Origin of the sequence: Prescottella sp. R16 (assembly GCF_030656875.1) — a bacterium.
GTDB lineage: Bacteria > Actinomycetota > Actinomycetes > Mycobacteriales > Mycobacteriaceae > Prescottella.
This window is the reverse complement of record NZ_CP130943.1, coordinates 4164429-4190281: the sequence shown is the minus strand read 5'-3', so window position 1 is coordinate 4190281 and position 25853 is coordinate 4164429. Positions and strand designations below refer to the sequence as shown.

Genomic DNA, 25853 nt, shown 5'->3' with positions numbered 1-25853 from the left:
TCGGGTGTGACCGTTGCCATAGTTTGAGACTAGAGTTAGATTCTAGTTCATGACAAGAGGTATGGAAGGCGCTCGAATCCGACTGGACCCCGCGTTCCAGTCCGTCGCCGAGGCGGTCGCCGGTGCCGGACTTCCGCCCATGGTGGACCTGTCACCGGACGAGGCACGGCAACGTGTGCGGGGCACGACCGCGTCGTGCGCACCCGGCCCGGACGTCGGTGCGGTCACCGCGCACACGATCGGTGACCACATCGCGGTCCGGCTCTACCGGCCACACACCACCACGTCGGCGAGTACCGTCGTCCACTTCCACGGTGGGGGCTGGGTCACCGGGGACCTCGAGTACGCGGACGCGATCTGCCGGGCGATCGCCGAGACCGCCGGAGCCACGGTCGTGAGCGTGGACTACCGGCTCGCGCCGGAGCATCGATTCCCGGCGGCGATCGACGACGCGATGGCCGTCCTGCGTTGGGTCGCAGCCGGATCCGAGGATCTGGGGCGCAGCGTCGTGGTGACCGGTGACAGTGCCGGCGGCAACCTGGCCGCCGTGTGCGCGAACCTGGCCCGAGACGACGAGGAAATCGACCTGGTGGGACAGGTGCTGATCTACCCGGTGGTCGACACCGACCTCGACCGTGATTCGTACGCCACGAACTCGGGAGTGTTCCTCGGTGCCCGCGAGATGCAGTGGTTCCTCGATCACTACTGCCCGGAGGCGGCGCCGAGAACGTCGCCGATGATCGCACCGATCCGAGCCCTCGACCTGTCGGGACTGCCGTCGACGGTCGTCGTGGTCGGCGGCCACGACCCTCTGCTCGACGAGGGGCTCGAGTACGCGCAGCGACTGTCCGAGGCCGGTGTGCGGGTCGAACTGCTGCGCTACCCCTCGCTGCCGCACGGGTTCCTGCAGTTCACCGCCGCCTCGTCGGCCGCTGCCGCTGCTGCCGGCGAGATCGTGGCGGCCATCGCGAGAATCATCGAAACCGTTGATGTGCACAAGGATTCCGAGGAAGGGAGTGTTCATGCATGATCTGGTGATTCGTGGCGGGCTGGTCGTCGACGGGACGGGTGCGGCTCCCCGGTCGGCGGACGTCGCGGTCGACGACGGCCGCATCACCGCGGTCGGCGATGTGCCCGGCACCGGGCGACGCGAGATCGACGCAGCCGGACTGCTCGTCACACCGGGGTTCGTCGACATCCACACCCACTACGACGGGCAGGTCACATGGGATCCGCTACTGACCCCGTCGTCTCTGCACGGGGTGACCACAGTGGTCATGGGGAACTGCGGTGTCGGGTTCGCCCCGGTCCGGCCGGAGCAGCGCGACTGGTTGATCAGCCTCATGGAGGGTGTCGAGGACATTCCCGGAAGTGTCCTGGCCGAAGGGATGTCGTGGAACTGGGAGACCTTCCCCGACTACCTCGACGCGATCGACACTCCGCACGCGATCGATTTCGCGGCGCAGTTGCCGCACGGGGCGCTGCGCACCTATGTGATGGGTCCGCGTGGCGGAGACCATCTCGCGCGGCCGACCGACGCCGAGATGGACCGGATGCGCGCTCTCGTGGCCGAGTCGATCGAGGCCGGCGCGCTCGGATGGTCGACGTCTCGGACCGCGGTGCACAAGACGTCCACGGGCGAACCGACGCCGAGTCTCACCGCGTCGCGCGAAGAACTGACCGGCATGGCTCGGGGCCTCGCCGATGCAGGTGCCGGCGTCATCGACTTCATCTCCGACTTCATGGACGAGCCGGAGGAGATGGAGTTCGTGAGTGCGATCGTCGCGGCGGCGCAGCGACCGATGTCGGTCTCGGTGGTCCAGAGCGACCGGGCTCCGGACAAATGGGTGGACCTGCTCGACGGCCTGTCGGAAGTGTCTGCGAAGCAGAACATTCCGATCATCGGTCAGGTTGCGCCGCGCGCGGTCGGGGTGATGCTCGGCTGGGAGCTCAGCTGGCATCCGTTCATGGCGTACCCGACCTACGCCGCACTCGCGGACCTGCCGCCGGCCGAACGGATCGAGCAGTTGCGCCGCACCGAGGTCCGGGCCGCGATCCTGACGGAGTCCCCGGTGACCGACAGCGAGTTCGTCGAGCGGCTCTCGACCCGGTTCGATCGGGTGTACCTGCTCGGCGATCCGCCGAACTACGAGCCGGGGCCGGAGGATTCGGTGGCAGCGTTCGCCGAGCGGGCCGGCGCCGATCCGGTCGCGGTGGCATACGACGCGATGATGTCGCAGGACGGGCGCGGGCTGCTGTACTTCCCGATGCTCAACTATGCGGCCGGGAATCTCGACGCCGTCGGGGAGATGCTGGCCCGCGCCGACACCGTGCCGGCACTCGGGGACGGGGGCGCGCACTGCGGCGCGATCTGCGACGCGAGCTTCCCCACCACGCTGCTCACACATTGGGGCCGGGACCGCCGGCGCGGTGACCGGTTCCCGGTCGAATGGCTGGTCAAGCGGCACACCGCCGACACCGCGGCCGTCGTCGGCCTGCTCGACCGGGGCCGGATCGAGGTCGGCTACCGGGCAGATCTCAATGTGATCGACTTCGATCGGCTGCAGGCCCACCACCCGGAGGTTTGCTACGACCTGCCCACCGGCGGCCGGCGGCTGATGCAGACCGCATCGGGGTACACCGCGACGGTCGTCGCGGGGGAGGTGGTGTTCGAGAACGGTGGGCACACCGGGGCGCTGCCGGGCCGTCTCGTCCGGGGCGCGCAGCCGGCGCCGCCGTCGACCGGATAGCGACCGCACAGCGGAAGGCCCCGCCACTGGAGTGGCGGGGCCTTCCGCTGGGTGATGCGGTGTCGGGTTACTTCTTGAACGCCTTGTCGAACAGCATGATTCCGTCGACGGTCGGGCTCACGCGGTACACGTTGTCACCCCAGGCGACGAAGTTGGTGCCGGCGCCCCACGCGAGGAACGGCTGATCGGTGTTCACCAACTGCTGGATCTCGTTGATCGCGGCCTTCTGGGCGGACTCGTCCGGAGCCGAGAGCACCTTGGCGAGCAGTTCGTCCATCTCCGGGTTCTTGTAGCCGAGGATGTTGTTGGTCGACGTGCTCGACAGCGAGCTGAACAGCCGGATCTCGGGCGCGACGTCCGAGATGCTGTAGGCGCCGAAGCTCATGTCGTAGTTGCGGTCGACGTAGAGCCGCTTGACCATGTCGGTGATGTTGCTGGTGGTCTCGAGGACGACGTCGAAGCCGACGGCGTTGAGCTGGGCCTGCACGGCCAGCGCGATCTGCTGGGCGTTGGGCTCGTTGACACCGACGTAGGTGATCCTGCCGTCGAAGCCGTCGGCCTTGGCCTGCTCGACGAGTTCCTTGGCCTTCGCGGCGTCCGGGGTGATGCCGGAGGTGTCACCGTGCCAGATCGACCACGGCTGGAACATGTCGGTGCCCGGCATGCCCTGCCCGTTGCGGGCGCGCTGGTTCAGGACCTCGGGGTCGACGGCGTACGCGATGGCCTGACGGACTCGCGGGTCGGAGCCGGGGCGGCCCTCCGCGTTGTTGAGCTGGCCGACCATCGACATGCTCACGGTCTCGATGTAGCCGGGGAACTCGTCCTTCGCGGCGTTCACGGTCTCCGCGTTGCGGAGGTAGATCATGTCGACGCCGTTGGTCTTCAGTGCGTCGACCTTGGGCTGCTCGGCGGCGATCGCGACGAACTTGAGGCCGTCGAGGTTCGGCGCGCCGCCCCAGTAGTCCGGACGGGCCTTCAGATCCAGCTCTTGCTGCGGTGCCAGGTTGGTGACCGTGAACGGGCCGGCGCCGATCGGGGTGAACTTGTCGCCCTGCTGCGAGGACGGGGCCACGATCATGCCGTGCCCGTAGGCGAGCATCGCCGGGAAGGTGCGCCACGGCTGGTTCAGCGTGAACACGACGGTCGACGCGTCCGTGGCCTCGGTGCTCTTGACCATCTGCGTGTACACCTGCGAGTTGGCGCCGCGTCGCTGGTTGTAGCGATCGATGCTCGCGACGACCGCGTCCGCGTTCAGCGGAGTGCCGTCGCTGAAGGTGACGCCGTCGCGCAGCTTCAGCGTCCACGTCAGGTGGTCGCTGCTCTCCTCGAACGACTTCGCGAGCTGCGGCTCGAAGGTCTGCGTCTCGGTGTCGTACCGCATCAGCACGTCGTAGACGGCCGCCATCTCGGAACCGCCGGTCGCTCCCGCGGGCTGGGTGACGGTCGGATCCAGGCTCGTGACGGGCGCGTAGGTGGCGTAGCTGAGCGTGCCACCCGACACCGGGGTGCCGCCGTCACCCTGGTCGCCCAGGATTCCGAAGGCCGTCGTCGTCGCTCCACCGGAACCGGACGAGTTCTCGTCGTTGTCGTCGTTGCCGGCGCAGCCGGTGAGGGCGACGGCACCGATGGCGACCATCGCCAGCATGCGGCTGACTCTCCTCGAATACTTGCTCATGAAGAACCTCCACGGTTGGGGGTTGGCGCCCGTGCTGTCGGTACGGGTGTCGTGTGGTCCCGTCCGCCTGATCGAGTTGGAATCTCGGGCATCCGACAGGGCAGAGCGCCCGGTCGCCGAGTGCTGACGGCCACGGCGGGCACGCCGCGCGGTCCGTTGCAGACACGGACTCTAGCGGGTGAGATGGGCGTCACACAAGGATTCGGACAGATCGGGGGTTTCGTGCTCTCCCAGGGGTATTCGCGGTTCACGCATCGACGGTCGAACGACTCTTGTGGAAATGAGAAACATGTCCTAGATTATCGGGACGCCAGTTGGTGTAGACCGTGTTCGACGTCGGCGTTTTCGCAGTTCAGCACTCCTTTCAGGGTGGGCGTCGAAGATGTCGACGGCCGTCGGAAGTGGAGGTGTCGTGATGGGTTCGCAGCACACGCCTCGGGCATGGGGGTCGGCGAGCAGGCTGGGCGCGATGTCGGCCGCCGCCACCGCGGCGTCGGGCGCCGAACGAGGCGGTATCGCGCCGGCCGCGACCCGGTGCCACATCGATGGGACTCACCGGTTCGGGGGCATGCAGACGCGCGCGTGTCCGGCCCGGCGTGATCGGACGAGCGCTCCCGCAATCCCGCAGGTCTCGCTGAGTGGGACTCGGCTCCGACGTGCGGTTTCTTGCTCGGATCAGGGTGTTTCGGAAATTACTCGCAGGTAGGAACGCTCCGGTGTCCGGAGTGAATTTCATTGTGCGCTAGCCTCCCTCGAGCGTCTTGTGACGCACGTCTCAAAAGGAGATCAAATGGTCGATTGTTTGGCAGCGGGTGCCGATGCGGGCACTTCGCGTCCCGACCTGATCTGCCTGGGTGGCGTCGTGCAGACCATGACGGATGCGGATACCGTCACGGCCTTCGCGGTACGGGACGGACGATTCGTCGCCGTGGGGTCGGACACCGAGATCGCCGCGCTCGCCGGACCGGGCACCGCCCGGGTCGATCTCGCGGGCCGGACGGTTCTTCCTGGCTTCATCGAAACGCACCTGCATCCCCACATGTCCGGCAACGCCGAGGCCGATGTGGACGCGGGTGTCACCGCCTGCCCGGACATCGATGCCCTGGTGGCTGCGCTGACGGTTCGCGCGGCCGGGGCCGTTCCGGGGCACGCGGTCCTCGCCGCCGGTTTCGACGACACCCTCGTCGCCGACGACCGCGGTCTGACCGTCGCCGACCTGGACCGCGCCGACACGACGCGGCCGATCTTCGTCCGGCACCTGTCCGGACACGCGGTGTACGTCAACTCGTTCGTCTTGCGGGCCAAGGGGATCGACCGTGATACCCCCGACCCCGAGGGAGGCGTGATCGTTCGGGACGCGAACGGTGCCCCCACCGGAGAGTTTCGGGAGCTGCCGGCGATGCGCCTGGTCGTCGACCCGGACGAGGCGATGCCCGGCGCCGACGACCTCGACGCGTCACTGCGCCGATCCCTCGCCCGGATGGCGGCGGTCGGTGTCACCAGCTTCCACGACATGTTCGTCACCCCCGTGATGATCGACTCCTACCGGCGCCTGCAGGCCGCCGGTGAACTGGCCCTGCGTGGCCGTCTCTACGTCGGCTTCGGTGCCCTCGACGGGTTCGACCCGGCCACCGCCACCGGTGAATCGTCCGACGACACGCTCACTGTCGGTGGCGTCAAACTGATCTCGGACGGGTCGATCCAGTTGCACACCGGCGCACTGTCGGAGCCGTACCACGACCTGGACGGCTGCCACTGCGGCGAGATGGCGATCCCGTCCGGGGACCTCGACGAGATGGTCGCGCAGTGCCACGCCGCGGGGCTGCAGGTCGCCGTCCACACCAACGGCGACCACGCCATCGACCTCGCACTCGATGCGATCGAGAAGGCCGTGGCCGCGACCGGCGCCGGACTTCCGGGAGGACTCCAGCACCGGCTCGAACACGTACAGACGTTGCGCGAGGACCAGATTCGGCGCATGAGCGAACTCGGTGTCGCCGCATCGGTGTTCGTCAACCACGTCTACTACTGGGGTGACCGGCACCGGGACCGTTTCCTCGGCCCCGACCGCGGCAGCCGGATCAGTCCTCTCGCGTCGATCACCGCGGCGGGACTGCGGTTCGCACTGCACTGCGACAGCCCCGTCACCCCGGTCCATCCGCTGTTCACGATCGGTACGGCGGTCAACCGCGTCACCCGCAGCGGTGACGTCCTCGGCCCCGAGCAGCGCATCGACGCCGCGACCGCCGTGTCCGGCTACACGACCGCGGCCGCGCGGCTCGTCGGCGAGGACGACGTCAAGGGGGCGATCGCGCCGGGCCTGTTCGCGGACTTCGTGGTCCTCGACGGTGATCCGCTGTCGTGCGAGCCGTCGGCGATCGGGGACGTCGCCGTGCTCACGACGGTGGTCGGTGGCCGTGTGGTGTTCTCCGCCGGCTCGGTGGCTCCGGAGTTCGCGTCGGCCGAAGGGGAAGTTCGGTGAACGGTTCGTCTCTGGCCCGTCTGGGGCGGTTCGTCACGGCACTGTCCGCTGCAGCGGTGCTGATCGCCGGTTGTGCCGGCAGCTCGACCGGCTCGACCGACGCATCGGAGGTGTCGACGGGTCTCGTCGGTGGCCAGGCCGACGGCGGTGATCCCGTGTCGGGCGGCACGTTGTCGTACGCCACCTACAGCTCGGTGAGCAGCCTGGATCCGGCGGACCGTCAGGACGGCGGATCCACGGGCGGCTCGGAGATGGCGGCGATCTACGACCTGTTGATGCGGTACGACCCGGAGGCGAAGGAGTATGTGCCGCAGTTGGCGCAGTCTCTGACGGCCAACGGTGACAACACCGTCTGGACGCTGCGACTGCGGGACGGTGCGACGTTCAGTGACGGCACCCCGGTGGATGCGGATGCGGTGCGGTGGAGCATCGATCGGTATCTGCAGAAGAAGGGCACGCACACGCAGGTGTGGAACGTGTCGGTTGCGGATGTGACTTCTCCGGATGCGTCGACGGTGGTGTTCACGTTGAAGCAGCCGTGGAACGAGTTCCCGATCATGTTCACCACGGGGCCGGGGATGGTGGTGGCGCCGTCGTCGATGGCGTCGGGCACGTTCGCTCCGGTCGGGGCGGGTCCGTTCACGGTGGAGCGGTTCGCGTCGCAGGACGAACTGGTCCTCGCGGCGAATCCGTCGTACTGGGGTGGGAAGCCGCATCTGGACAGGTTGCGGTTCCCGGCGATCGTCAGTGAGCAGGGCAAGCTCGACGCCCTGCATGCCGGCGACATCCAGGCCGCGTACCTGCGCAACGCTGAAACCGTCCACAACGCACTCGATTCCGGTGACGTCGGCTACGTCTACACCGTCAACATGGGCGGGGTCGGCAACATCAACCAGCGTGAGGGGCGGGCCGCATCCGACGAACGGGTCCGCAAGGCCATCGTCGCCGGATTCGATCCGAACGCCTTCAACGAGCGCGTCGAGGGGGGATTCGGCAAGTCGGGCAGCGACATGTTCCAGGACTGGTCGCAGTGGCACGGTGACGTCGCCGGCGCCGGCTACGACCCCGACGCGGCGAAGAAGTATCTCGACGAGGCCAAGGCCGACGGCTACGACGGCAAACTCACCTACGTCGGGATGAACGATCCTGCGACACAACGCAGTGCGCTAGCCTTCCAGTCGCAGCTGCAGGCCGTGGGGTTCACCGTCGACATCGTGTACGCGTCGAGCATCAACGACCTCGTCAAGAAGATGTACGCGCAGCACGACTACGACATCGGCTACGCCGGCTTCAACATCCTCGACGAGTCACCGTTCGTCCGGATGTACGGCAACCTGTCGAGCGCGTCGACGTCCAACGTCCTCGGCTACCAGAACTCGGAGATGGACGCCCTGCTGACAGACCTGCAGACCGCGGCCACCGACGACGACCGACGCCGGGTCCTGGAGAACATCCAGACCCTCGTCAACGACACCGCACCCATGCTCGTGGTCGGTGCCGGCAAGTACTTCATCCCGTGGAGCAGCAATGCCCACGGAATCACTCCCAGCGCGGACGGGATCATGCTCTTCGGAAATGCTTGGCTCGCTTCCGGTTCCGCGTCCTGAATCAACTCTCGTCGCAATTCGATTGGGACGCTCACGAAAACAGGAAGGAGGCGGTGACACGATGGCGCGAACAGTGATCGACAAGTTGATCGAACTGGTCGTCGTGCTCTTCATCGTCAGTCTCGGCACGTTCGCTCTCGTCTCGTTCATCCCGGGCGATCCGTCGGTGGCGGTGCTCGGTGAGGGACGTGCACCGGAAGAGTACGCACGGGTCCGGGCGGAGATGGGCCTCGACGATCCCTTCTTGACGCGGTACTGGAACTGGCTGTCGGGCGCCCTGCAGGGTGATCTCGGCACGTCGATGGTGCCGCCTCAGGGATCGGTGACCGACAGCATCGCATCGGCGTTGCCGGTGAGTGTGCAGCTGGCCGTCATGGGCCTGGTCATCGCACTCGTCGTATCGGTCCCGCTGGCCATGTACTCGGCACGCCACCAGGGCGGCTGGATCGACCGCGCGATCAGCGCGTGCACCTTCGGTGTGCTGTCCATCCCCAGCTTCCTGTCCGGCCTGCTGCTCATCATGATCTTCGTCAACTCCCTCGGCTGGTTCCCGCGTTCCCAGTGGGTGCGGGTCTCCGAAGGACTGGGCGAAAACCTGTACCACGCGATCCTGCCGGCCGTCGCCATCAGCCTCCTGGAGATGGCGATGTTCACCCGGATCCTGCGCAGCGACCTGGTGACGACGCTCAAGGAGAACTACATCCTCGTCGCGAAGGCGAAGGGAATGTCGAACCGGCACCTGCTGTTCAGCGACGCGCTGCGGCCGTCGTCGTTCTCGCTCATCACGATGCTCGGCATCGTCCTCGGCTCGATGATCGGCAGCACCGTCATCGTCGAGACGCTGTTCTCGCTGCCGGGTATGGGCTCGCTCATCGTCCGTGCCGCGCAGCAGGGCGACATGCCGATGGTGCAGGGTGCGGTGCTGGTGATCGCGGTCATCTATGTGGTCGCCAACAGCGTCATCGACATCTCCTACGGATACCTGGACCCAAGGAGCCGACGTGCCCATGTCTGAGACCACCACAGACGAGATCGAGATGCCGGCCGAAGTGGGCCGGGAACTCGACGACGGAACCACCACGTCCGTGATCGACACGTCCGACGCCGCCGAGCGCCGGAACCTGTACCGCGTGGGCACGATCCTCACCGTCGTGGGTGTCGTGGCAGCCGGCCTCGGGGTGGCACCGATCCTGGTGACCGGTGCCCGGATCGCGCTCTTCCTGGTCGGACTCGTCGCCCTCTACATGGGTGTGCGCCGACTGGGACTGGCACGCTTCGGAGCCGACTTCGATCTGACGTTCGTCCTGTCCTGTGTCTGGCTCGTGGCCCTGGTCGCGGCGGCCGTACTCGCCCCGATCCTGCCGCTCGCCGAACACGAGGACACCACCAAGACCCTCGGCGCCAAGAGCTACTCTCCGCCGAGCCTGTTCTCCGAGCACCCGCTGGGCACCAACAACTTCGGCCTCGACATGCTGGCGCGCTCCGTCTACGGTGCCCGCGGCTCGCTCGTCGTCGCGGTGTCCGCGGTCCTGATCGGCCTGATCGTCGGCGGCGCGATCGGCATCATCGCCGGCTACTTCGGCGGCAAGGTCGACAAGATCATCGGTGTGTTCACCAACTCGCTGCTCGCGGTGCCCGCGCTGATCCTGCTGATCGCGCTCGCGTCGGTCCTCGAACCGAACCTGCGGAACATCTCGTTCGCGCTGGCGGTCCTCGCGATCCCCAGCATGATCCGCATCGCCCGAGCCAACACCCTCGTGTTCTCGCAACGAGAATTCGTGCTGGCGGCCCGCTCGATGGGCGCCACCCGGTGGCGGGTGATGATCCGGGAGATCGCACCCAACGTCTTCCTGCCGCTCGCCTCGCTCGGCATGGTGATGCTGTCGGTGATGATCGTCGCGGAGGCGTCCCTGAGCTTCCTCGGTCTCGGCATCCAGCCGCCCACCCCGACGTGGGGCAACATGATCTCGGAGGGCCAGGGCAACGTCTTCGAGAAGCACCCGTACATCGTGCTGGTGCCCGGTCTGTTCCTGTTCCTGACGGTCTTCGCCTTCAACATGGTCGGCGAGAAGGCCCAGAAGCGTACCGGCGGAGCCCGGGAGGTGAAGCTGTGAGCAACGAACCACTCCTGACCGTGGACAACGTGTCCACGAGATTCCGTACCAAGCGCGGGCAGTTGCGCGCGGTCGAGGGGGTGTCGCTCACTCTCGAGGCGGGCGAGACCCTCGGCCTGGTCGGCGAATCCGGATCCGGGAAATCGGTTCTGGGCCAGACCATCATGGGGCTCGTCTCGCACGGTGGCAGCACCACCGTCACCGGCAAGATCGACTTCATGGGCCGCGACATGCAGAAGCTGAGCCGCAAGGAACAGCAGCAGCTGTGGGGCAACGACATCGCGATGGTGTTCCAGGACCCCATGTCGGCACTGAACCCGTTCAAGCGGATCGGCACGCATCTGACCGAGTCACTGCGATCGCATCTGGGCCTGGACAAGGCGCAGGCGCGGGAGCGGGCGATCGAACTGCTGCGCAAGGTCCGGATCCCCGAGCCGACGCGGCGCATCGACCAGTACCCGCACGAACTCTCCGGCGGCATGCGGCAGCGTGTCGTCATCGCGATGGCACTCGCGTGCGACCCCAAGCTGACCATCGCCGACGAACCGACCACGGCCCTCGACGTCACGGTGCAGAAGCAGATCCTCGAACTCCTCGACTCGCTGCGTACCGAGATGGGCATGGCCGGCATCCTCGTCAGCCACGATCTGGGAGTCGTTGCCGGACAGACGGACCGGGTCGCCGTGATGTACGCGGGCCGCATCGTCGAGACGGCCCCGACGCGGGAGCTGTTCAAGAACCCGCGGCACCCGTACACCGAGGCGCTGCTCGCGGCCGTGCCGCGGCTCGAGCAGGAGCCGCACACCCGGCTCGAGTCCATCGACGGCGGTCTGCCGGACATGACGAAGCCGCCCACGGGTTGCTCGTTCGCGTCCCGGTGCAAGTACGCACAGGACAAGTGCCGCGAGGTCGTCCCGACCCTCGAGGCGTCCGCCGCCACCGCCGCCGAACGGCACCCGCACCAGGTGGCGTGCCATTTCCCGCTGGACGGCACCGCCGACCTCGGTATGCCGCGCACCGGTGGTGCGCACGCTCGTGAGCTCGAAGTGGAGAACATCTGATGGCCGGTAGTGGAGTTGCGCACCTGCGCAGGGATGCCGAACCCGTCCTCACCGTCGAAAACCTGGTCGTGGAATTCCCGGCCGGTCGCGGGCAGACGGTGTACGCGGTGTCCGACATCAGTTTCGACCTGATGCCCGGTGAAACTCTCGGCATCGTCGGCGAATCCGGCTGTGGCAAGTCCACCGCCGGACGCGCCGTACTGCAGCTGCCGGCCCCGAAGTCGGGCAGCGTCGAGATCGACGGCATCGAGCTGACGACCCTGAGCCCGTCCGCGCTGCGCTCGATCCGGGCGAAGATGCAGATGATCATGCAGGATCCGATCTCGTCGCTGAACCCGCGTCGCAAGGTCAAGAACCTCGTCACCGAGGGCGCCCGAATGTGGGGGCAGACCAACAAGGAACGGCTCGAAACGCTGGCCCGGGACCTGCTGCGTTCGGTGGGCCTCGACCCCGACATGGTGTGGGAACGCCTGCCCGGGGAACTGTCCGGCGGCCAGTGCCAGCGCGTGTGCATCGCCCGCGCCATGATGATGAACCCGAAGGTCCTCATCTGTGACGAGCCGGTGTCGAGCCTCGACGTGTCCGTCCAGGCGCAGATCCTCAACCTGCTCGAGGACACGAAGGCCGAGTTCGACCTGTCGATGATCTTCATCGCCCACAACATGGCGGTGGTCAAGAACATCAGCGACCGCGTCATGGTCATGTACCTGGGCAAGGTGTGCGAGATCTCGCCGAGCCAGGACATGGAGAAGCGCTCGGTGCACCCGTACTCGCGGCTGCTGCTGGCGTCGATCCCCGACCCGGACATCCACCGCGGCGAGGCCGACGCCACCCCGGTCATCGAGGGCGATCTGCCGTCGCCGCTCAACCCGCCGTCGGGCTGCCGGTTCCGGACCCGCTGCCCGCTCGCGACGGACCGGTGCGCGGCGGAGGAACCGCAGCTGCGGGAGGTCGGCGACGGCCACTTCGTGGCCTGCCACAACGTCTGACACCTGCTCACGTGCCACGCACGTGTCGCGCCGGATCCGTCGATCCGGACGCGGCACGTGCGTGGCACGCGCGGGGGATACGGGAGGGGAACACAGATGGAAGACCTGTTCGACGGCCGTGACATGACCGGTATCGCGGACGCGATCCGCACCGGCGAGGTGGCCGCCCGCGAGGTCGTCGAGTTCGCGCTGCAGCGGCTCGCGGAACGTAATCCGGCCGTCAACGCCGTGATCGCCGAACGCGGCGACGAGGCGCTCGCCGAGGTGGACGCCGGTCTGCCCGACGGTCCACTGCGCGGAATCCCGTTCCTGATCAAAGACCTGCACGCCGACGTCGCCGGCCTGCCCACCACCAACGGGTCGCGGCTGTTCGCCGGCCGGATCGCGCAGCGCGACAGCGAGCTGGTGTCGCGGTACCGGCGGGCCGGGCTCGTCGTGGTCGGCAAGACCAACACCCCCGAGTTCGGGCAGAACGCCAGCACCGAGCCGGTCCTGTTCGGGCCCACCCGTAATCCGCGCCGACTCACCCACGGGGTCGGCGGCTCGTCGGGTGGTTCCGCGGCCGCGGTCGCGGTCGGGATCGTGCCGGCTGCGCACGCCAGCGACGGTGGCGGCTCGATCCGGATCCCGGCGTCCGCCAACGGTCTCGTCGGTTTGAAGCCGTCCCGCGGCCGGATGCCGATGCACACGCCGATCGCCGCGCCGATGAGCGTCGAACACGCCGTCACCCGCAGCGTCCGCGACACTGCACTGCTGCTCGATCTCACCGCCGGCCCCACGGTCGGCTCGTCGATCGGAATCGCGCCGCCGGCCCGCCCGTACGTCGACGAGGTCGGTGCCGACCCCGGCCCCCTCCGGGTCGGTGTGATCGCCACGATGCCGAACGGTGAAGCGGTGCACGACGACTGCGCGGCCGTCGCGTCGGAGACCGGTGTCCTGCTCGAGAAGCTCGGCCACCGCGTCGAGACCGCGTCCGTGGTGTTTCCGCAGGACGCACTGATGGCTGCGATGCAGTACCTCATGGCCGCCCCGATGTCGGTGGAGATCGGCCGGCGGCTCACCGAACTCGGCCGCGACCTGCGCGACGACGACCTCGAGACGCTGCCCCGCGTGCAGTACGAACGCTGCACGTCGGCACCCGTCACCGACCTGGCGTTCGCGTACGCCGAACTGGATCGGGCCGCGCAGGAGATCGGACGGTTCTTCGAGGACTACGACATCCTGCTCACCCCGACCCTCGGCAGCCCCACCCCGCCGCTGGGCCTGCTCGACGCCATGAACCTCGACGCGGTGTGGAAGTACGGCGGTATCTACGGCGCACTGACCAGCCCGTTCAACACCGGTGGCCAGCCTGCGATCTCCCTGCCCTTGGGTGCGGATGCCACCGGGCTGCCGCTCGGCGCCCAACTGGTCGCCGCCCACGGACGCGAGGATCTGCTGCTGCGGGTCGCGTCTCAACTCGAGGCCGCCTACCCGTGGAACACGGCGCCGGTGTGGCCTGTGGTGGAGGGCTGATCCCGGGTCAGTTCGTGGGCGGCTGCACGGCGGGCGCGGTGACGTCGCAGTGCGGCCGGCACGCGACGGACTCGCCCGCCGTTGCTTCTGCCGCCGCTTCCGGTGCGGCCTTCCGGGGAATCATCACCGCGGAGATCGCCGCCCCGACCAGGAGCAGTCCGGCGCAGACGAGCATCGCGACCCGGAATCCCGACGCGAATGCCGCGGGGTCCGTGAGGGCGTCCGCACCGATCCCGGCGAGCGCGGGGAGTGCCGCCACCGCGAGCAGTTGGCTGGTGCGGGCGACGGCGTTGTTGACGCCCGACGCGATACCCGCCCGGTCCGACGACACCGAGCCGAGCACGGCTGCGGTGAGCGGCGCGACGAGTGCGGCGAGCCCGAGGCCGAACACCACGACCGCCGGCAGGACCTGGGTCGGGTACGACGCCTCCGGCCCGATCCGCAGCATCAGCAGCAGGCCTCCGGCGCCGAGCAGCGGCCCGACGGTCATCGGGATCCGCGGGCCGTGGACCTGCGCCCAGCGTCCGGCCCGCGCCGACAACAACAACATCAGGATCGTGATCGGCAGCGACGCGACGCCCGCGGCCAACGGTGAATACCCGGAGACGATCTGCAACTGCAGCAACAGCAGGAAGAAGACCCCGCCGAGCGCCGCATACACCGCGAGGGTCACCAGGTTGGCGGCGACGAACACCCGGGACGCGAACAGCGATCCCGGCACCAGCGCGTACCGCGAGCGGCGCTCGACCACGACGAACACCGCCAGCAGGACGATGCCGGCGACCACGGCCCACACCGTCTTCTCGATCAGGCCGTAGGTGAGCCCGCCCAACGCGAGTGTGGCGAGCACGGATCCGGCGAGGTCGAGACGTTCCGACGGATGCGGGTCCCGGGTCTCGGGGACGTGTCGCGCCGTGACCCACACGACCGCGACCGCGAGCGGCAGGTTGATCAGGAACACCGAACGCCACCCCGCGACCTCGACGAGCCACCCGCCGAGAAGCGGGCCGACCGCGGATGCGACCCCGCCCAGCCCGGACCACAGCCCGATCGCGGCCCCCTGGTCCTCCTCGTCGAACGACGCCGAGATGATCGCGAGGCTGCCCGGAGTCAGCAACGCGGCGCCGATGCCCTGCAACAGACGCGCGGCCACCAGTACGTCGACCCCCGGCGCGATCGCGCACAGCACCGATGCGATCGCGAACCATACTGTGCCCCAGACGAACACGCGGCGACGACCCAGGCGATCACCCAGGGCGCCGCCCAGCAGGATCAGGGCGGCCAGTGTGAGGGTGTAGCCGCTGAGCACCCACTGCAGGCCCGACACCTCGGTACCGAGGTCCGCGCCGATCCGGGGCAGTGCGACGTTGACGACGGTGCCGTCGAGCATCGCCAGGGACGAACCGAGCACGGTCGCGGCCACGACCCAGCGTCCCCGCGACGAGGTGAGATGCAGCGCCGGAGCAGTCATGTTCTCGATGGTGCTCGCGAGTGGACCCGACCGGAAGGGGGCGCCCGACCGGCAGGTCGGTCGGCAGCCTGTGCGTGAGGGTGAGCGCTGCCGTGCCGGCGTCCGTCACCCGGGTGATGATGGAGCGATGACGACCACCTCGATTCTTCGTGCAGTGGCTGTGGCGTCCACGGCCGGAATGCTCCTCGCCGTCGTGGCCTGTTCGAGCGACACCGACACCGACGGCGTGGCCGAGACACGACAAGTGACGGTGACGGCGGTTCCGTCCGCTCTGTCCGCGACGTCGGTGCAGTCCTCCGCGCCGTCGACGAGTACAGACGAAAGTGGTTACACCGCAACGAGTGTGCGGGTCGCGGGTGACACCGGCCGGGTCCGGTACGACGTCGTGGTGCCGCAGATCGAGGGCGGAGACCCTGCCGTCGCAGCCGAGTTCGACGAGTCGATGCGCGCCGCGTTGCAGGACCAGATCGACGGGTGGCCGGAGGACCGGTTCACACTCGAATCCACCGACCGGTCGGCCGTCGTGCACATCGGGTCCCGCGTCGTCAGCGGGCTGCTCGTCACGTCGTGGAACGCGGATCCACCCGGCGCGCACCCGACACCGATCGTCGCGACGGTCGTGATCGACGCCGACGATGCGCAGCCGATCACGCTCGACCGGTTGTTCCCGGATCTGCAGGCGGGCTTGAACCGGCTGTCCGAGGAATCCGCGCGGCTCCTGCCCGCGACCGCCGCCGGACCGGACTTCCCGCGCGAGGGAATCGAGCCGAAACAGGAGAACTTCGCGAACTGGGTGGCCACCCCGGCCGGGATGGAGATCCACTTCTCCGACTACCAGGTGGGCCCGCACGCGATCGGGCTGATCGACATCACGGTTCCGTGGGACCGGCTGTCCGATGTCGTGGCGCCGGACCTCGTCGACGTGGTCTCGAGCTGAGCCGACGGTGCCACCGAACGAATGACCAGCCAACGGGAGGAGCTCTGGAAACGGGGCTGCGGCGTCGGGAGATTGGAGGTTCGAACGGGGCACCGGCACAGCCCGCCGGCGTGCACCGTGGGACGAAAGGACTGACCATGACCTCCGTGCACGCCGAGGACGTCGATACCGGCGAGGTTCGCATCATCGACCAGGGCGCGCCGCCGGCGCGGTTCGCCCGCGGCTGGCACTGCCTCGGTCTCGTCGACGGTTTCCGCGACGGCAAGCCGCACTCGGTCGAGGCGTTCGGCACCAAGCTGGTGGTGTTCGCCGACAGCAAGGGCGACCTGAAGGTGCTCGACGCCTACTGCCGGCACATGGGTGGTGACCTGAGCCAGGGCACGATCAAGGGCGACTCGGTGGCGTGCCCGTTCCACGACTGGCGCTGGGGCGGCAACGGCAGGTGCACCGACATCCCTTACGCCCGTCGGGTTCCCCCGGTCGCGAAGACGCGGGCGTGGGCGACGATGGAGCAGGACGAGCTGCTGTTCGTGTGGAACGACCCGGAGGGCAACCCGCCGCCGCCGGAGGTCACGATCCCCGCGATGCGCTCGACCGACGCCGAGTGGACGGAGTGGCAGTGGAAGTCGCTCGTCATCGACACGAACTGCCGTGAGATCGTCGACAACGTCGTGGACATGGCGCACTTCTTCTACGTGCACTACTCGTTCCCCACGTACTTCAAGAACGTCTTCGAGGGGCACGTCGCGGTCCAGGAGCAGAAGGGTGTCGGCCGCGACGACGTCACCGAGTGGACCGACCCCGACGTGCCGCAGCTGGTGGGCAACACGTCCGTCGCCGCATACCACGGCCCGTCCTTCATGATCGACGATCTGACCTACCACTACGACAAGTACGACGTCGAGTCCGTGCTCATCAACTGCCACTACCCGATCTCCCCGGACAAGTTCGTGCTGATGTACGGCATCTCGGTGAAGAAGACCGAGCAGGTTCCCGCCGAGATCGCCGACCAGCTGGTGGACGCGATGATCGGCTACATCGGTGTCGGCTTCGAGCAGGACATCGAGATCTGGAAGAACAAGACCCGGATCGAGAACCCGCTGCTGACCAACGAGGACGGCCCGGTCTACCAGCTGCGCCGCTGGTACGAGCAGTTCTACGTGGACGTCGCCGACGTCACCCCGGACATGGTGGACCGCTTCGAGTTCGAACTCGACACCACCAAGCCCGTGGAGGCGTGGAAGGCCGAGGTCGCCGACAACCTGGCCCGCCGCGCCGCCGCGGAACAGGCGTAGTCGTGGAACCGGTCGAGTGCGATCGCTGTGGCTGCCGGGTGCCGGTGGCCGCCGAGGGCCGGATCGGTGTCCTCGACGACTGAGTTCCGCTCGTGTTGTTCGTGAACGAGGTCCCCCGCGAGAGAGCAGGGGACCTCGTTTACTGTCCGGGGGCGGGTTTCGTGCGGGAGGTTTCTGTGATCAAGGTGAACCAGGTGGTCTCGCGTACGGAAGCGGGCAAACTGCGCGGCGCAGACATCGTCGGCATCTGCCTGGGTGACCCCGTGACAACCGGCCGTCGAGTCGTCGACGTGGACACGTTCACCGCGCTGCAGGAGATGGCCGGTGTGCGAACGTCGCTGTACGTCGACGCCTCGATGGGATATTCCTCGGAGGAGGTCGTCGCCACGGTCGAGTCGTTGCGGCCCGACTACTTCGAGTTCACGGCCGTCGATGCGGCCAAGGAGCCGCAGGTCGACGAACAACTGGATCTGCTGGGCCGCCTCGCGGTGCCGAAGATCGCCAACGGCTTCTTCGTGATGAAGGACGACGTGTCCTTCCTGGGCAGCCGCGCGCACTTGGACCGGCTCGTGGCTGCCGGTGTCGAGTACTTCCAGGTCGAGACCGAATCGCTGCTCGATCCCGGGTTCCGGATCTCCGCGCCGCACGGGGAGCGTCTCGCGGCGCTGTTCGCCGATTACCCCTGCCTCGTCGCGGATGTGTGCACGACCCCGCCGGTGCTCCCGGAGTTCGGTCAGGTGGGGACCTACTTCAACCTGGGGAACGGACGCGTCCCCAACTACGACCACTCGGACCGGCAGACACCTCTTTCCGGAATTGTCCGGATCATCCGCTCTCTGCCGGTCGGCTGACCCGATTCGACCGCTGCTGTTCTCTTGCCCGACACCCGGTCGTACTCGAACCGTTGCCGGGTCACGTGATTATTTCTCACGGAGATTCGAGGAGGCGGGACGCGAAAACCGCTGTCTCACAGAATCTCTGCCCGAACGTCTCACGTACTCTCGTGGGCGTCGCGGCAGCCGGACCGGACGCGCACGAGCGCGGACACACTTCACTGTGAGGAGTTTTGCCATGGGTTCTTCCGAGTCTGATCTCGCGCTGATCAAGCAGATCCAGCCGGTCGTCAGCGGTGTCGGCACCGTCATCGGCGGTCTGGGCGCGATCCTGACGCTCATCGGCGCCGTCAACGCCCTGATGCCGAAGGGCTGATCCCCGCCCGAAGACACGTCCGGCCCGCACCCTCCTCGAGGTGGTGCGGGCCGGACGTCGTTTCCGTAGGTACTACTTGCCGTAGCTGTAGAAGCCCTGGCCGGTCTTGCGGCCGAGCTGGCCGGCATCGACCTTGCGGCGCAGCAGGGCGGGCGGGGCGTAGTGCGGCTGACCGAACTCGGCGTACAGCGACTCGGCCGCGGCCAGCGCGATGTCGAGGCCGACCGTGTCGAGCAGGGTCAGTGGACCCATCGGGTAGCCGCAGCCGCCCTTCATCGCGTCGTCGATGTCCTCGGCGGTCGCGTAGCCGGCCTCGAGCATCCGGACGGCGTCGCACAGGTACGGGATGAGCAGCGCGTTGACGATGAAGCCCGCGCGGTCCCCGGCCTGCACCGTGGTCTTGCCCAGGGTGTTCTTCGCGTAGTCGGTGACGGCGGCCGCGGTCTCCGGCGACGTGACGAGCGTCGAGATGATCTCCACCAGCGGCATCACCGGCACCGGGTTGAAGAAGTGGACGCCGACGACCTGCTCGGGACGCTGCGTCGCGTTCGCGACCTTGATGACCGGGATCGACGACGTGTTGGTTGCCAGGATGCCCGACGGCTTCACGATCTTGTCGAGCTTGCCGAAGATCTCGTACTTGAGGGCCTCGATCTCCGGGGCGGCCTCGATGACGAGGTCACGGTCCGCGAACTCCTCGATGTCGAGGGTCACCCGGACCCGGGCGATGGCGGCGTCCGCCTCCTCCTGGGTGATCTTGCCGCGGGCGACGCCCTTGCCGATCGAGGACGCGATGCGCGCCTGCGCGGCATCCGCGAATTCCTGCTTGGTCTCGAGCACCAGAACGTTGCTTCCGGCCTTGGCACACACCTCGGCGATACCGGCACCCATCGTGCCGCCACCGATCACACCCACAAGCTCCACAGTCGAATCTCCACTGTCGTCTCTTCACGCCACCGAACGGGCGTGCTGTCGAAGGTCATTCTGCTACTCGGGCCGGTGGGCGCACACGCCCACCGGCCCGAATCCGTTGCGCAGCGCGGTCAACTGGAGCTGCCCCCGCCGCCGCCACCCATGCCGCCGAGGCTGCCCATACCGCCCATGCCTCCGCCGCCCTGGCCCATCATGTCCATGAGCTTGCCGAGAACATCGACGAGTTCACCGAGAATGCTGATCGATCCCACGTGACTCAACTCCTTGCACGTCGATCACACGGCATCGAGGCCGACTCCCCGACCGGTTCCGGCCCGAACCGTGCGCCACGGACGGCGCCGGACAGCGCCGTCCGTTCCATCGAACGCTCGGTACCCGACATCGGGGAACCCGTCGTGACGCAACCGTGCGGCACTCGAGCAGTCCGCGTTACTTCACTTCAGGAGGGCACGCGACATCACCAGACGCTGGATCTGGTTGGTGCCCTCGTAGATCTGGGTGATCTTGGCGTCGCGCATCATGCGCTCCACGGGGAAGTCGGTGGTGTAGCCGGCGCCGCCGAACAGCTGCACGGCGTTGGTGGTGACCTCCATCGCGACGTCCGACGCCAGGCACTTCGCGGCGGCGGAGATGAAACCGAGGTTCTTCTCGCCGCGCTCGGCGCGGGCGGCCGCGGTGTAGACCATGAGGCGGGCCGACTCGATCTTCATCGCCATGTCGGCGAGCATGAACTGGGTGTTCTGGAAGTCGGCGATCGCCTTGCCGAACTGCTTGCGGTCCTTGGTGTAGGCCACCGCGGCGTCGAACGCACCCTGCGCCAGGCCGAGCGCCTGCGCGCCGATCGTGGGACGGGTGTGGTCGAGGGTCTCGAGGGCGGTCTTGAAGCCGGTGCCGGGCTCGCCGATGATGCGGTCACCGGGGATGCGGCAGTTCTCGAAGTACAGCTCGGCGGTGGGGGAGCCCTTGATGCCCAGCTTGTGCTCGAGCGGGCCGACGACGAAGCCCTCGTCGTCCTTGTGGACCATGAACGCGGAGATGCCGTTGGCGCCCTTGTCGGCGTCGGTCACGGCCATCACCGTGTACCACGTCGACTTGCCGCCGTTGGTGATCCAGCACTTGGAGCCGTTGAGGATCCAGTCGTCGCCGTCGGCCTTCGCGCGGGTGCGCATGCTCGCGGCGTCGGAGCCGGCCTCACGCTCGGACAGTGCGTACGACGCCATCGCACCTTCCGCGATCCCCGGCAGCACCTTCTTCTTGAGGCCCTCGGAACCCTTGAGGATCAGGCCCATCGTGCCGAGCTTGTTGACGGCCGGGATGAGAGAGGACGAACCGCAGACGCGGGCGACCTCCTCGATCACGATGCACGTGGCGACGGAGTCCGCACCCTGGCCGCCGTAGGCCTCGGGGACGTGGATGGCGTTGAAACCGGAGTTGATCAACGCGGTGAGCGCTTCTTCCGGGAAGCGGGCGTGCTCGTCGACGTCCTTCGCGTACGGGGCGATTTCCTTCTCGGAGAGGGCGCGGATCGCGGCCCGCAGCTCGTCGTGCTCCTCGTTCAGCTGGAAGAGGGGGAAATCGGGATTGCCGGCCATGGGGACGCTCCTCGGGTGTGCGGGACGGTCGGAGTCCAGTCTGGCAGCGCCGACCGAACTCCGTGCGGGCACTCGGTGCCACATTTCGGTGAGGGTAGCGACGCGATGACCGGTGATGTTTCCGCCGGTTGCGCGTGCGCAACACTGTTCGGTCCAGTGAATCACGGCACTGAGTGCCGGTCAAGGTTGGGTGAGTTGCTCCCGGACGCGTCGAGCGACCTCGTCCGGGGAGGTCCCGGTCGGGTAGGTCACGACGGTCACTGCGGTGTCCGCGGCCGGCGCGTCGGCGGCGGGCACGACACCGTACCGGCGTCGAATGTCGGCGAGGGTGCGCTCGAGTGCGTGGGCGGTGGCGGTCTCGTCGCCGCGGATCATCGCGCGCAGCAGATAGTTGTGGCAGGCGGTGACACTCGCCGCGAACCCGACGACGTCGACCGCCGGAGCCGACGGCACCGCGTCCCGCAGATAGTCGGTGAACAAACGCTCGTACCGGTGCACGGTGACCAGCTCGCGGTCGCGCAACGCCGGCACCCGCTGCACCACCCGATACCGGCGCACCGACAGCTCCCGGTTCTCCCGGAACCGGTCGAACACCAGATGGGCTGCCGTGCACACCGCCGTCCACGGATCCTCCGCCGTCGTCGCCAGATGCGTCGACGCCTGGGCCAGCAGCGCCTCGTGATCGGTGAAGATCACGTCCTCCTTGGAGCGGAACTGCCGGAAGAAGGTCCGCCGCGACACTCCCGCCGCCGCCGCGATCTCGTCGACGGTGGTGGCCTCGTAACCGTGCTCGGCGAACAATCGGATCGCCTGCGCCGCGACCCCCACCCGGAAATTGTCGGCGTCGTCGGATCCGTCGGGGCGCTCAGTCATGGCTGTCAGTATCCACACGGCACGAGCGCTCACAGCGCAGCGACGGCCGCCGTCGGATCGATCTCGACACCGAGGGCGCGGAGATTGGCGTCGAGCACACTCCAGATGGAGGTCTCGAGGAATCGGGCCAGGGCGGTGTCGGAGACCCGGTTGTCGGGTTGGCTCAGCCAGCGGTTGACGGTCGCGTCGACCAGGCCGACCAGGGCGAATGCGATCGGTTCGGCGAGATCGGACGCCGCCCCCCGTCTTTCCAGGATGTCGGTGAGCAGCGCCCCGAGCTGGATGCCGATCGCGGTCTTGGTGCCGGTGACCGCGCGTGAGCCGACGGTCTTGCGGCCGGGTGCGCCGCGTCCGAGGAACGCGTGCAGGCGCGGGTGTTCGACGATCCAGTGCAGATACGTGTCGACCGCCGAGGTGATGGTCTCGTGCACGGTGCCGTGCGGGGTGAGAACCGGGCCGAGGTCGGCCATCATCGTCTCGATGATCCGCAGCCGGATCTGTTCGTCCAGGTCACCGCGGTCCGTGAAGATGCGGTACACCACCGATCGCGGCACCTGGGCCCGCTCGGCGATCTGTTGCACCCCGATGTCGGTGCCGCTGTCCTCGACCGCGGCGAGGGCAGCCTCGAGGATGCGATCGCGACGGCGCACCTTGTGGTCGTCCCACCGTGTCGAGCGCCCGTCCGTCATTCGCCGAACACTAGCCGAGCAGTCATTGACTGGACAACGTGTCTCACTTACTTTTGGTTGGACAGCGCGTCACACGCAATCTGATCCGGATCGGGAGTTGCTATGGGCAGCAAGGTGTTCGTCATCGGCGTGGGGATGACGAAGTTCGAGAAGCCGGGGGCCCGCGAATGGGACTACCCCGACATGGCGCGGGAAGCGGGGGCCAAGGCGCTCGCCGACGCCGGTATCGAGTACCGGCAGGTGCAGGAGGCGTACGTCGGTTACGTGTACGGCGAGTCGACGTCCGGGCAGCGCGCGGTCTACGAACTGGGTCTGACCGGTATCCCGGTCGTCAACGTCAACAACAACTGTTCGACGGGTTCCGCGGCGCTCTACCTTGCCGCACAAGCGATTCGGGGCGGTCTGGCCGACTGCACCCTCGCCCTCGGGTTCGAGAAGATGCAGACCGGTTCCCTCGGGACGACGTACGACGACCGTGAGCAGCCGATGATGCGGCACCTGCTCGCCCTGGCGGAACTGCAGGAGTTCGCGATGCCGCCCGCGCCGTACATGTTCGGGGCGGCCGGCAAGGAACACATGGAACGCTACGGCACCACCGCCGAACAGTTCGCGCGGATCGGCGTCAAGAACCACCGGCACTCGGTGAACAACCCGTACGCACAGTTCCAGGACCCGTACACGCTCGACGAGGTGCTCGCGTCCAAACCGATCTACGGGCCGCTCACCAAGCTGCAGTGCTCGCCGACGTCCGACGGTTCCGGTGCCGTGGTGCTGGCGAGCGAACGGTTCGTCGACGAACACGGTCTGGCCGATCGGGCCGTCGAGATCGTCGGGCAGGCGATGGTCACCGACCTCGAATCGACGTTCGCCGACAAGAGTGCCATCAGCCTCGTCGGCGCCGACATGACCCGCACCGCGGCCCGAAAGGTGTACGAGCAGGCCGGAATCGGACCCGACGACCTCGACGTCATCGAACTGCACGACTGCTTCTCCACCAACGAACTCATCACGTACGAGGCACTCGGCCTGTGCGCGGAGGGTGAGGGCGGCAAGCTCGTCGACGCGGGCGAGACCACGTACGGCGGACGCTGGGTGGTCAACCCGTCCGGCGGCCTCATCTCCAAGGGACACCCTCTCGGCGCCACCGGCCTCGCGCAGTGCAGCGAGCTGACCTGGCAGCTGCGCGGCGACGCCGACGCCCGCCAGGTCGACGGTGCGGCCGTCGCGCTGCAACACAACATCGGTCTCGGCGGCGCCGTCGTCGTCACCGCCTACCGTCCCGCGAACCGCTGAAAAACATTCATCTGTAAGGAGTTCTGTCATGGCTTCCGTTTCCGTCTCCGCATCCCTGCCCGCCACGCCCGACAAGGCGTGGGACGCCCTGTCCGACCTGTCCCGATGGGAGGAATGGCTCACCATCCACCAGGGCTGGAAGAGCGAACTGCCCACCGAGGTCCGGCTCGGCGCCACGTTCACCGAGGTCGTGTCCGTGATGGGCATGGCCAACAAGATCGAGTGGACCGTCACCGAGGTGGAGGCCCCGAAATCGGTGACGATCGCCGGCACCGGCATGGCCGGGGTGACGGTGCAGTTCACGCTGCGCGTCGAACCCGAGGGCACGGGCAGCAAGGCATCCGTCGACGCGTCCTTCAAGGGCACCATGATCGTCGGCCCCATCGGGAAGGCCGTCGCGAAGAACGCGGCCGTCGACCTCGAGGCGTCGCTCGCCAAGTTCGCCGAGCTGGTCGGGTAGCGGCGCCGTGACCACGTCCACCGCCGAGTTCGACACCTCCGGCCTGGGGGTGTGGACCGAGGAACAGCGGTTCGACGTCACTGCCGAGCGGATCGCCGAATACGCCGCGGCCACCAACGACCCCATCGACGTGCACCGGCGCGGCGACGTGGCACCACCGGTGTTCGCGGTGGTGCCGGCGTTCACGTCGATGGCGCCGGCCGCGCTCGCGGTGGCGCCGGTGGAACTGCTCGTGAAACTCGTCCACGGCGAGCAGGATTTCCACTTCCATCGGCCCATCCGTCCCGGTGACAGCCTCGTGGTCCGGGCGAAACCCGTCGGCTTCACCGGCCGGGACAACGGTTCCACCGTCGTCGTCTATGTCGAGACCCGCACCGACGGCGGGGAACTCGTCAACGAACAGTGGATGACCGCGTTCTTCCGGAAGGTCGACGCCGGTGCCGGAGTAGGCGAACAGGCTCCCGGACACCGGTTCGACGAGGCTTTGCGGGCCGCCGATCCGGTCGCGGTCGTGCGCCAGCACATCGACGACGACCAGACGTTCCGGTACTCGCCCGCGTCGGGCGACCCCATGCCGATCCACCTCGACGACGAGATCGCCCGCATGTCCGGGCTGCCCGGCATCATCAACCACGGCCTGTGCACCATGGCGTTCACGTCGTGGGCGGCGCTCACCGAACTCGCCGACGGCGACGTCCACCGACTGCGGCGGCTCGCGGTCCGGTTCGCGAAACCTGTTCTGCCCGGGCAGGACGTCGAGACCGTGTTCCGGAAGTCGGGGGCCGAGAACGGCGCCACCGGTTACGTGTACGAGTCGACCGTGGGCGACGACCTCGTCGTCAAGGACGGCCTCGCCGTCATCGCCGATCACTGACACCGACTTTCGCTCGCAACAACTTTCGAGGAGA

The 25853-nt window shown here is 67.8% G+C and carries 23 protein-coding genes; 16 read left to right on the top strand and 7 right to left on the bottom strand.

The features are described 5' to 3' along the window. The first annotated feature begins 49 nt into the window (after positions 1–49). Both Q5696_RS19570 and Q5696_RS19565 read left to right on the top strand, forming a co-directional pair. Positions 50–1030 carry an alpha/beta hydrolase gene (locus Q5696_RS19570; protein ID WP_305092909.1) on the top strand — a complete coding sequence of 327 codons (981 nt, stop codon included), beginning with the start codon at positions 50–52 and terminating at the stop codon, positions 1028–1030. Further along, positions 1023–2750, top strand: coding sequence for an N-acyl-D-amino-acid deacylase family protein (locus tag Q5696_RS19565; RefSeq protein ID WP_305092908.1), 1728 nt, complete (start codon positions 1023–1025; stop codon positions 2748–2750). The genes Q5696_RS19570 and Q5696_RS19565 overlap by 8 nt, the downstream gene beginning before the upstream one ends. A 67-nt stretch (positions 2751–2817) precedes the next feature. On the opposite strand, the gene Q5696_RS19560 is transcribed toward Q5696_RS19565, so the two are convergent. Continuing rightward, positions 2818–4425, bottom strand: a complete 1608-nt coding sequence (locus tag Q5696_RS19560) for an ABC transporter substrate-binding protein (protein ID WP_305092907.1) — start codon at positions 4423–4425, stop codon at positions 2818–2820. Between the two features lie 790 nt (positions 4426–5215). On the opposite strand from Q5696_RS19560, the gene Q5696_RS19555 reads away from it, so the two are divergent. The 7 genes from Q5696_RS19555 to Q5696_RS19525 all read left to right on the top strand — a co-directional run bounded on the left by Q5696_RS19555 (position 5216) and on the right by Q5696_RS19525 (position 14193). Next, complete coding sequence (locus Q5696_RS19555; RefSeq protein ID WP_305092906.1) at positions 5216–6907, top strand: amidohydrolase; 1692 nt, start codon at positions 5216–5218, stop codon at positions 6905–6907. After that, positions 6904–8514, top strand: a complete 1611-nt coding sequence (locus Q5696_RS19550; RefSeq protein ID WP_305092905.1) for an ABC transporter substrate-binding protein — start codon at positions 6904–6906, stop codon at positions 8512–8514. Before Q5696_RS19555 ends, Q5696_RS19550 begins: the two co-directional genes overlap by 4 nt. A 61-nt stretch (positions 8515–8575) precedes the next feature. Beyond that, on the top strand, positions 8576–9529 hold the full coding sequence (locus Q5696_RS19545) for an ABC transporter permease (protein WP_305092904.1): 954 nt from the start codon (positions 8576–8578) through the stop codon (positions 9527–9529). Beyond that, positions 9522–10628: an ABC transporter permease gene (locus Q5696_RS19540; RefSeq protein ID WP_305092903.1), complete on the top strand. Its 1107-nt coding sequence runs from the start codon at positions 9522–9524 to the stop codon at positions 10626–10628. Before Q5696_RS19545 ends, Q5696_RS19540 begins: the two co-directional genes overlap by 8 nt. After that, on the top strand, positions 10625–11689 hold the full coding sequence (locus tag Q5696_RS19535) for an ABC transporter ATP-binding protein (protein WP_305092902.1): 1065 nt from the start codon (positions 10625–10627) through the stop codon (positions 11687–11689). Before Q5696_RS19540 ends, Q5696_RS19535 begins: the two co-directional genes overlap by 4 nt. After that, complete coding sequence (locus Q5696_RS19530; RefSeq protein WP_305092901.1) at positions 11689–12678, top strand: ABC transporter ATP-binding protein; 990 nt, start codon at positions 11689–11691, stop codon at positions 12676–12678. Before Q5696_RS19535 ends, Q5696_RS19530 begins: the two co-directional genes overlap by 1 nt. A gap of 96 nt (positions 12679–12774) precedes the next feature. Then, positions 12775–14193 (top strand): amidase, encoded by a 1419-nt coding sequence (locus tag Q5696_RS19525; protein ID WP_305092900.1) that lies wholly within the window; start codon positions 12775–12777, stop codon positions 14191–14193. Between the two features lie 7 nt (positions 14194–14200). Here the strand turns inward: Q5696_RS19525 and Q5696_RS19520 are convergent, their stop codons facing one another. Beyond that, positions 14201–15664 (bottom strand): MFS transporter, encoded by a 1464-nt coding sequence (locus Q5696_RS19520; RefSeq protein WP_305092899.1) that lies wholly within the window; start codon positions 15662–15664, stop codon positions 14201–14203. Positions 15665–15791: 127 nt separating this feature from the next. On the opposite strand from Q5696_RS19520, the gene Q5696_RS19515 reads away from it, so the two are divergent. From Q5696_RS19515 to Q5696_RS19500, 4 genes are all read left to right on the top strand, one after another. After that, a complete protein-coding gene (locus tag Q5696_RS19515) occupies positions 15792–16601 on the top strand; it encodes an RsiV family protein (protein ID WP_305092898.1) in 810 nt (269 codons plus the stop codon). A gap of 137 nt (positions 16602–16738) precedes the next feature. Then, positions 16739–17896: a 3-ketosteroid-9-alpha-monooxygenase, oxygenase component gene (locus tag Q5696_RS19510; RefSeq protein WP_305092897.1), complete on the top strand. Its 1158-nt coding sequence runs from the start codon at positions 16739–16741 to the stop codon at positions 17894–17896. A 176-nt stretch (positions 17897–18072) separates the two neighbouring features. Then, positions 18073–18747, top strand: coding sequence for a hypothetical protein (locus Q5696_RS19505; RefSeq protein WP_305092896.1), 675 nt, complete (start codon positions 18073–18075; stop codon positions 18745–18747). Positions 18748–18967: 220 nt separating this feature from the next. Beyond that, positions 18968–19105, top strand: a complete 138-nt coding sequence (locus tag Q5696_RS19500; RefSeq protein ID WP_305092895.1) for a hypothetical protein — start codon at positions 18968–18970, stop codon at positions 19103–19105. A 72-nt stretch (positions 19106–19177) separates the two neighbouring features. On the opposite strand, the gene Q5696_RS19495 is transcribed toward Q5696_RS19500, so the two are convergent. From Q5696_RS19495 to Q5696_RS19475, 5 genes are all read right to left on the bottom strand, one after another. Next, the gene (locus Q5696_RS19495; RefSeq protein WP_305092894.1) at positions 19178–20029 is read right to left on the bottom strand and encodes a 3-hydroxybutyryl-CoA dehydrogenase; all 852 of its coding nucleotides are present in this window, start codon (positions 20027–20029) and stop codon (positions 19178–19180) included. A gap of 119 nt (positions 20030–20148) precedes the next feature. Then, complete coding sequence (locus tag Q5696_RS19490; protein WP_305092893.1) at positions 20149–20289, bottom strand: hypothetical protein; 141 nt, start codon at positions 20287–20289, stop codon at positions 20149–20151. 183 nt (positions 20290–20472) lie between these two features. Then, entirely contained in the window at positions 20473–21630 is a 1158-nt protein-coding gene (locus Q5696_RS19485) for an acyl-CoA dehydrogenase (protein ID WP_305092892.1), read from the bottom strand. 180 nt (positions 21631–21810) lie between these two features. After that, entirely contained in the window at positions 21811–22503 is a 693-nt protein-coding gene (locus Q5696_RS19480; protein ID WP_305092891.1) for a TetR/AcrR family transcriptional regulator, read from the bottom strand. A gap of 29 nt (positions 22504–22532) precedes the next feature. Then, entirely contained in the window at positions 22533–23192 is a 660-nt protein-coding gene (locus tag Q5696_RS19475) for a TetR/AcrR family transcriptional regulator (RefSeq protein WP_305092890.1), read from the bottom strand. Positions 23193–23294: 102 nt separating this feature from the next. Here Q5696_RS19475 and Q5696_RS19470 point away from each other — a divergent pair, with 102 nt between their 5' ends. The 3 genes from Q5696_RS19470 to Q5696_RS19460 are packed head-to-tail and all read left to right on the top strand — an operon-like array spanning position 23295 to position 25819. Then, positions 23295–24485, top strand: coding sequence for a lipid-transfer protein (locus Q5696_RS19470; protein WP_305092889.1), 1191 nt, complete (start codon positions 23295–23297; stop codon positions 24483–24485). A gap of 28 nt (positions 24486–24513) precedes the next feature. Then, positions 24514–24945, top strand: a complete 432-nt coding sequence (locus tag Q5696_RS19465; protein ID WP_305092888.1) for a type II toxin-antitoxin system Rv0910 family toxin — start codon at positions 24514–24516, stop codon at positions 24943–24945. Between the two features lie 7 nt (positions 24946–24952). Further along, a complete protein-coding gene (locus tag Q5696_RS19460; RefSeq protein ID WP_305092887.1) occupies positions 24953–25819 on the top strand; it encodes a MaoC/PaaZ C-terminal domain-containing protein in 867 nt (288 codons plus the stop codon). The last annotated feature ends 34 nt before the right edge of the window (positions 25820–25853 follow it).